At 36.4% G+C, this 8,462-nt stretch carries 4 protein-coding genes and 1 pseudogene; 2 read left to right on the plus strand and 3 right to left on the minus strand.

Features of this window, described 5'->3' with window-relative positions:
• Positions 1–2 precede the first annotated feature (2 nt).
• The 3 genes and pseudogenes from MOC86_RS04220 to MOC86_RS04230 all read right to left on the minus strand — a co-directional run.
• Complete coding sequence (locus MOC86_RS04220; protein ID WP_268582932.1) at positions 3–4,559, minus strand: non-ribosomal peptide synthetase; 4,557 nt, start codon at positions 4,557–4,559, stop codon at positions 3–5.
• Between the two features lie 14 nt (positions 4,560–4,573).
• Positions 4,574–5,827, minus strand: coding sequence for an MFS transporter (locus MOC86_RS04225; RefSeq protein ID WP_268582933.1), 1,254 nt, complete (start codon positions 5,825–5,827; stop codon positions 4,574–4,576).
• Between the two features lie 118 nt (positions 5,828–5,945).
• Positions 5,946–6,465: pseudogene (locus MOC86_RS04230) on the minus strand (reverse transcriptase domain-containing protein); the annotation flags it as partial.
• 429 nt (positions 6,466–6,894) lie between these two features.
• On the opposite strand from MOC86_RS04230, the gene MOC86_RS04235 reads away from it, so the two are divergent.
• Both MOC86_RS04235 and MOC86_RS04240 read left to right on the plus strand, forming a co-directional pair.
• Positions 6,895–7,098, plus strand: coding sequence for a hypothetical protein (locus MOC86_RS04235; protein ID WP_268582934.1), 204 nt, complete (start codon positions 6,895–6,897; stop codon positions 7,096–7,098).
• A gap of 681 nt (positions 7,099–7,779) precedes the next feature.
• Positions 7,780–8,462 (plus strand): reverse transcriptase domain-containing protein (locus MOC86_RS04240; RefSeq protein WP_268582936.1); only part of this gene is annotated, 683 nt, incomplete at its 3' end.

Below are 8,462 nucleotides of genomic sequence, written 5' to 3' on the forward strand. Positions count from 1 at the left end.
CTTTACACCCTCTTCTTTGTTAATTTAAGTAATACTTTACTCAAGCTTTCTTCCGTAAGTTCCTCTGCGTCAGCAAAATCTGATACTGTAAAAGCAGACTCAGTTGTTGGTTTATTTATAAGTTGACGAAGATTCCTCAACATACCATCTGCTATCGCTTGAATTGTTAATCTAGAAAACTGTTCTCTACTATACATCCAAACAAAATGTAATTTCTCATCTTTCACCATACCGATAACATCAATTAGATGAGATGGTTTGGACTCTGGAGCATGATCTAAAAATGTAAACCTTGTCTCTTGTATAAACAAAGATTCCTTTGAAAACACTTGATCAAATTGGCCCAAATAGTTAAAGCTTATTGACGGTTTTTGCTGATAAAACGGAAGTAATTCTCTATTCAAGTAACGTAAAATACCATAATCAACGCCACGATTCGGAATTCGACGCAATTGATCTTTTACAGCCTTTAATCCTTCAATAGGTGTTGTTGTCCCTTGAAAATTAAGATGAACAGGATAAATACTCGTGAACCAGCCCACTGTCCGTGATAGATCCATACCTTCAATCATCTCTTCTCTCCCGTGTCCTTCTAGATGTATAGAAACCGTTTGCTGATTGGTACGATCGACTATAGCTTGTCCTAACGCCGTCAATAGGACCTCGTTAATCCTTGTCTTATGAGTCACCGGAACTTCTTGTAACAACGCATGGGTTTCTTCTACTCCTAAAGTCCTCGTCACTTGATCAATCGATTCTTCTGTTGTTTCTTGTATTGGGTAGTCCATCGGAATCTTCATCACTTCTTTTCCTTCCTGTTCCTTCCAATAACCTTGTACTTCTTTTGAAATACCAGAATCACTGTATGTCTGTAGTCGTTCCGACCACTCTTTAAAAGATGTACTTTTCGCAGGTAAACGAACGCTTTGACCTTGTTTCATCTGATTGTATACTGCCTGTAAATCTTCCAATAGAATTCTCCATGATACTGCATCTACTACTAAATGATGAATCACCCAGAATAATCGATCAGTCCCATTCAACATATCCTCGAAGTAAACTACTCTCATTAACGGACCTGTAACTAAATTGAAACTAGATTGTGTGATATTCATCTCTTCTTGTATCACTTGATTCCACGCTTGTTCATTAGCATTGTTCCGTTTTACCACACGAAGTACAGACTGCTCATCAATTCCCTCATTTCTCTGCCTCCACGTTCCATTTGGTAACTGTTTGTATCGGAAACGTAAAGCATCATGGTGTTTGAGTAAGTTTAATATAGCTCCCTCTAGTAACTTCATGTCCAATCTCTCTTTTACTCTTAAAAGCATCGATTGATTCCAATACTCCGGACGTGGATGTTCTTGCTCGAAGAACCAGTACTGAATTGGAGTAAGAGGCACATCTCCTGTCACAACTCCCTGCTCCGCTTGTACTCCCTGAGTTTCTATAACCACTTGTGCCAACTCGGCAATAGTTGGACATTCAAACATTTGCTTTGGAGTAAATTTTAATCCCACTTGACTTGCTTGTGATATAATTTGAATGCTGAGAATCGAGTCGCCACCAATTTCAAAGAAGTTATCATGAATTCCCACCTTTTCAACTCCTAATACTTGCTTCCAAATGGTAGCCAGTTTTTTTTCGTTACTATTCCGAGGGGCAACACATTCACTGTTAATCTTCTTTTTCTCCGGCAAAGGTAAGGCATCACGATCAACTTTCCCGTTAGTTGTTAGTGGAATGGCTTCCATCGTCACAAATCCTGAAGGGACCATATAACTCGGTAGTTTCGCTTTTAGATACTCCCTCCACGCACCTACATTGCCATCTCCTACAACATATGCCACTAATCGTTTATCACCCGGCTGATCTTCTCGAACAATCATAACAGCCTCTTTTATAGATGCATGTGCGTTTAAAGTAGACTCAATTTCCCCAATCTCAATTCGGAAACCACGGATTTTAACTTGATGATCAATTCTTCCACGATAATCTAGATTCCCATCCGGCAAATGCCTCGCTAAGTCTCCTGTCCGATATAATCTTGCTTTCGGTTCATTACTAAATGGATGAGGAATGAAGCGCTCTGCAGTTAATTCAGGTCTATTTAAATACCCACGTGCAAGCCCTGCTCCACCAATATAAAGCTCACCTTCTACCCCAATAGGTACAGGTTGTTGACAAGCGTCTAGCACATACACTTCTAAATCTTGAATCCGTTTTCCGATATTACTTCGTGAAGAGTGGCAGACCTCATCTTGAGTAATCGGAGAATAAGTAACGTGAACGGTAGTTTCTGTAATTCCATACATATTGATTAACTGTGGTTCTTTCTCTCCATACCTTTGAAACCACGGTAGCAAGCTAATAGGGTCTAATGCTTCCCCACCAAATATCACATAACGTAGATGCAAATTTTTATTCTTATCTTCTTGTTCACACACCTGTATTAATTGTCGAAATGCGGAAGGTGTCTGATTTAGAACTGTGACTTCTTCCTCTACCAATAGTTGATAAAAGTCCTTAGGCGATCGACTAATCCAGTAAGGAACAACGACTAATTTTCCACCATACAATAATGCTCCCCAAATTTCCCATACTGAGAAATCAAATGCATAAGAATGAAAAAGCGTCCAAGTATCTTTTTCGTTAAACTGATACCAACAGTCCGTCGATTTAAATAAACGAATAACATTGTGGTGCTCTATCATAACGCCCTTCGGATTCCCGGTTGATCCCGAAGTATAGATTACGTAAGCTAGGTGTTGAGAACTTACATCAGAAATCGGTAAAGTCTTACTTTCTTGCCCAATCTCATTCCAATCATGATCCAGGCAAATCGATTCAATATTTTCTGGTAACCATTTCAATTCTTTTAAACTTTCTTGCGTTACAAATAACTGAATACTAGCATCCTCTACAATATATTGAAGTCGCTGCTCTGGATATGTTGGATCAATTGGAACATAAGCTCCACCAGCCTTCAAAATCCCCAAAATACCTACAATCATTTCGAAAGAACGTTCAACGCAAAGTCCAATCAAAGTATCAGGTCCTACTCCTTTTTTCTGTAGATAATGAGCTAACTGATTTGCACGTTCATTTAGCTCCCTATAGGTAACCCTCTCCTTTTCATACATAACTGCAATAGCGTTCGGATAAATCATCGCTTGCTGTTCGAACAATTCATGAATAGTTGCTCGAGGTAGAAAATCAAGCTTAGGATTGTTGAACTCTATTAAACTTTTTCTTTTATCTTCTTCAGAAATGATTTCGATTTCAGCTACCTTCTGCTTTGGATTTTCAAAAGCATTTTCTATTATTGCTAACATAACTTTAAAAAAACGTTTTATCTCTTCCTTAGAAAATAGCTCTTCACGATAATCAATATGTACTTGTAAAGAGTCTATATCAATCAAATTTTCAATATGCACTGCAAAATCTTGCACTTCTTCACCGTTTGGAATCCATAGTGAGTCACCACTTTCATCACGATCTCTATAATCAATCGTAGTTCCGAAAAGTCTAACATTGCTGTTATTCTCTTTATTAATCTGCTTTAATAACAAATCAAATGGGTACTTCTGATGTCGTAATGATTTACTTTGTTTTCTGGAAACCCGATCAATAAATGAAAGTACTTCTTCTTCAGGATCGATATCCATTCTTAGAGGAACCGTACTCACCATCATTCCAATTAATTCCCGTTCCATTTTAGTCATACGATTGCCATAAGCCATTCCTAATGCAATATCAAGCGATGAGGTCCACCGGTACATCGACAACGAAAACGCAGCAACAAAAAGAGTATATATATTAAATTTATAATCTTCAGAAATTTTTTCTATCTTTCTCTTCAAACGTTCCGATAAAATAAACGTCTCGCGTGATGCTCTGGTACTAACTTGGTACGCATTATAGGACTTCAATCCCGTCACAGATGGAAGTGTTTTGAATTCCTCTAACCAGAATTTTTGATCTTTTTGAAAGCGAATACTATTCAAGTATGTTTGTTCATTGATCAGAAATTGAACATATGAATTTCTAAGTACGCCTTCATCAGTCTCGCTATGAATCTCATAATAATATTTAGCAATCTGACTAGTGAAAATTTGGATTGATAAACCATCCATGATAATGTGATGAACATTCCCAAAAATTGCACATTCATTATCGTTTAATTTTATTAAAGCGAAATAGTATAAATCAGAATTAAATAATGTAAACGTTTCTTGTGTTTTCTGCTCGATCCATTTCTCCAGCAAATCTGAATCTTCCACAGAACTGAAATCGAAAAACTCAAATTCTTCTTCTTCATGTTTAACAAAATATTGTTCAGGTTCCCGATGCCCATTTTCTTTTAGTCTGATGCACAGACCATCATTTTCACTGATAACACGATTCACAACTTGGTTTAATTTTGAATAATTCATTTTTTTATGAAGTTTAAACAAAAACCTTAAATTACATATCCCTTTACCGGAATGAATAACTTCTGTATACCATATTCTCCTCTGCGGATGACTTAACGGATAATATTCCTCATTGGCCATAAGAAATCTTCCCTTCAAAAATTATTTACTCTTATAGGTTCTTGTTTATGTTTAACCCATAAATATTTCTGTAGTGAAACCCCAATTACTCCAATGATAATAAGCCCAATCCCTCCATAAACATAGAGTTGAGTTACTCCAAACAAATGAACTAGTGGGCCGCTCATAGCAGGAGAAATAATTAGGACTGCGTTTGTTAAACTACTTTGAATACCAAATACTCTTCCTACTTGATCTTGATGGGATTCTATTTGTAAAATGACTTGATTAGATACAAGCATCAGTCCACTTCCAATACCAGCGATAAAACTAATCAGATAGGCCCAAACGAAGACCGTACCGGGAGTTATCAGCCCAATCCCTCCAAAACCAATTCCCATTAAAACCATACCTCCACATACTACCCAACCATATTGAATTTGTTTTAATTTCTGAGTTAATAACGCACCAAGTATTCCACCAAGACCAATAATAGAAATGATGTATCCCATTTTACTTTTATCATTTGGAAACAAGCTCTTAAATAAAGTAGGGAACTGTGAGTCTACTAATTGTAATACTGCCATAGCTATTGTAACGAAAATCATGGTTGATAATATTATGCGATTAGATAACACATAACCCCAACCTTGTAACCAAGCGGTCCAAGTGCTTTGCTGTTGCTTTTCAATATGTTCTCTTGACAGAGATTCCTTAAATTTTATTGTAGGCAACAGAATCAAAGTAGCTAGTAAACAACTTATCGCCCTTATAATGAGGCAGAACTCTGGCTGAAACCAGCTCAGCAACATTCCTCCTATAAGTGGACCTACTATCTTGGTTCCTTGCTCAACTATACCGTTAATACTTACTGCTTTAGTAAGCAAATCAGGAGAAACAATCTGTCTTGTTAGTGTTTGCTGTGCAGGATAATAGAAAACGATAAAAATAGAACGAATCATTAATACTAATAAGAGCCAATAAATACTCTGGACAAATAAAAGAGCAATTGTTAATAGACCAACCATAAGATTACAAAACATCATAATAGGAATTTTTTTTAAACGATCTGCAATTACACCTGCCCATGAACTAAATAAAATTCCAGGAAGTGCGTACGCAACAGGAATCAATCCTATCATGGTGGGGTCTACTTCCCATTCAAAACCAACAATAGTCATAATGGCTAACATATCAATAAATACCCCAAGCATAAGCAGTGAATATGCAGAGAAAACCTGTAAATAAACCCTATTTTTCCATAGACTTTTTGAGTCAGTAGTTTTCATAAGAACGGGCTCCTTAAATTGATTAAAATAAATATTCTAATTGCATAGTTCCATCTCCCAATTAATTGTTTACCGACATGACTGTGGATAGATCCAGAATTAACAATTGCTTCGCTTGTTCAATCTCGGCTTTCAAGAGTTTTGAAGTAATCGATAGTACCGTCTTATCCTTTATACCTAACGACCATATTTGTTTGAGTAGTTTACATTATCAAAGAATCCTTTGATATCTACGTCTATACAGTGATAGAGTCCACTCAAATTGATGATTAATTCCAATCTGGCTTTGGCGTGATGAGTACTTCGATTCGGTCTGAAACCATAACTATATTTATGGAATTTCGCTTCACAAATGGGCTCTAAGACTTGTAACATATACTGTTGAAGAATTCTATCCCCTATCGTTGGGATTCCCAAAGGTCTGGTTTTTTCATTCGATTTAAGAATGAAAACCCGCCTGACTTTTTCCGGGTTATACGATTGAAGCCTGATCTGAACTTTATCAATGACTTCTTCTACTGATAAGTGTTTGATATCTTCGATCGTTAATTGATTAAAATCTGCGGTTTTACTTCCTGTATTTCTCTTTATATTTGATAGGCAAGACGTATATTTTCATTAGAACGGATTACGTTCATTAAATCACAAAAATTGTGACCATTGACACTTTGAGAGTAAACTGTGATATTTTGATGGAATCTCTGACCAATATCATTTTCTTCTATGTCATACTCAAAGGCTATCTTTTCTCCGGGTACAATTATTAGATCAATGCTTGCTGAAGAAATTCCTCGGTAACGAAATTTGTAATTTTCCACTTGATACAATAAGCTTCCTTTTGAATGTGTATATGGATATGTTGACCAATAGTTTTAAGCAATTTAAAGAATCTTATAATCCTCCTCTTTTATATCCATTCTTTTCATTTTTCTAAAATCCTCCATTTTATTACAAATTTTTCTTATTATTTTCTTATCGGCATCCCCTATCCCTTTTTTGTTATCATAGGAATAAAGGAGGCATAAAAGATGAAGGATCATGAATATCGAAATGGTCGTCTCATCTAAATGAATAAGAAATTTTCTGCTTTAACTAAGAAGCAAAAAGAGCACATTGGGCGAGATTTAAGAGAGCGATATATAAAGATGATGAAATATCCTGGAGTAAAACTTTCTCCAAAAAAACGAGATCAAATATTAGATGAAGTATATGAAATAATTAAGGAAAAGGGTATATGGATTCGTGCGACACGTTTCCTTATAAGTGCATAAGCATGAAATAGGAGGATTATCGTAAGATAATCATAACTGATTAACTGAGAAGTGGGAATGAAAGCCGTCATGTTGAGCTGAAACCATTCACTTGAGACTCCCTACATGCGTTAAATTGTAGTAGCAATTTAGGGTCTGAAGCTAGGTGAAGTCGACTGAACGATAGTCCTAAGTAATAGGTATAGCTATTATACGGTGAGGATAGGTCGGAGTGCTATAAAATATCTATGGTGAGAATGTCCTAAAGAAAAGGACTGACGAACTTGTGAATGTACGGGTCTAGAATATTAGCATTGGGAAATCAATGTCTTCGAATACGGAGGTCAACTACCGAAAAGTAAGATTGAATCCTATGAAATTCGGGATACTTAACAAAGAGAGTATACGGTTGACAGGCTTAGAGCAAGCACCTAAAGGTATATATGTATAGCTAGGTTAATTGGAACGTGGAAAACAGAAGACGTTTGATAACGCCTACTAGGGGAACGGATGATATAAGATTCTCACGAATCGAAATTCATTTACTTCTGTGAGAGTAGGGGCACAGTACCGATAAAGCGTCTAATCAACGTGGAGGGATAGCCCCAAGTCATATAATTAGGGATTAAATACAATTAAATGCAATTCACAGGGTCGAGTAAGACGATGGGACTTAACCTCTAAGGAGGAATTTAACCGTCAGTGAATACATTCTTGCGACAAGCTGAGTACTACGGCATGTTAGACACCTTCGATGACTTGTACCAGCGAAGTCAAGAAGGAAGATTAGGAAGATTAGATTTATATTCAATCATAACTTCTAAAAATAACATTCTACTAGCTTATAGAACGATAAAGGCAAATACTGGGTCTAAAACGTGTGGTACAGATGGTTTAACTATTGAAGATTACAAGTGCATTATTGAAGATACATTTGTAGAAGAAATTCGAAAACACTTCAAAAAATACAAACCAAACACTGTACGCAGAGTCATGATACCTAAGCCAAACGGCAAACTAAGACCTCTAGGTATTCCTACAATGAGGGATAGATTAATACAACAATGTATTAAACAGGTTTTAGAACCAATATGTGAAGCGAGATTCTACAATCACTCATATGGCTTCAGACCGAATAGGGATACACATGATGCAATGGCTAGATGTCAGAGCTTAATTAATATGAGTAAACTACACCATATAGTAGATATAGATATACAAGGATTCTTTGATAGCGTGAACCATACTAGGTTACTAAAACAACTCTACAATATTGGAGTGTATGACAAGCGTATTCTCACGATTATAAGCAAGATGTTAAAGGCTCCAATTAAGGGAGTGGGAATACCCACTAAGGGAACCCCGCAAGGGAGACCTCCGAAAAA

The organism is Priestia endophytica (assembly GCF_026790145.1).
GTDB classification, from domain to species: domain Bacteria; phylum Bacillota; class Bacilli; order Bacillales; family Bacillaceae_H; genus Bacillus_I; species Bacillus_I endophytica_A.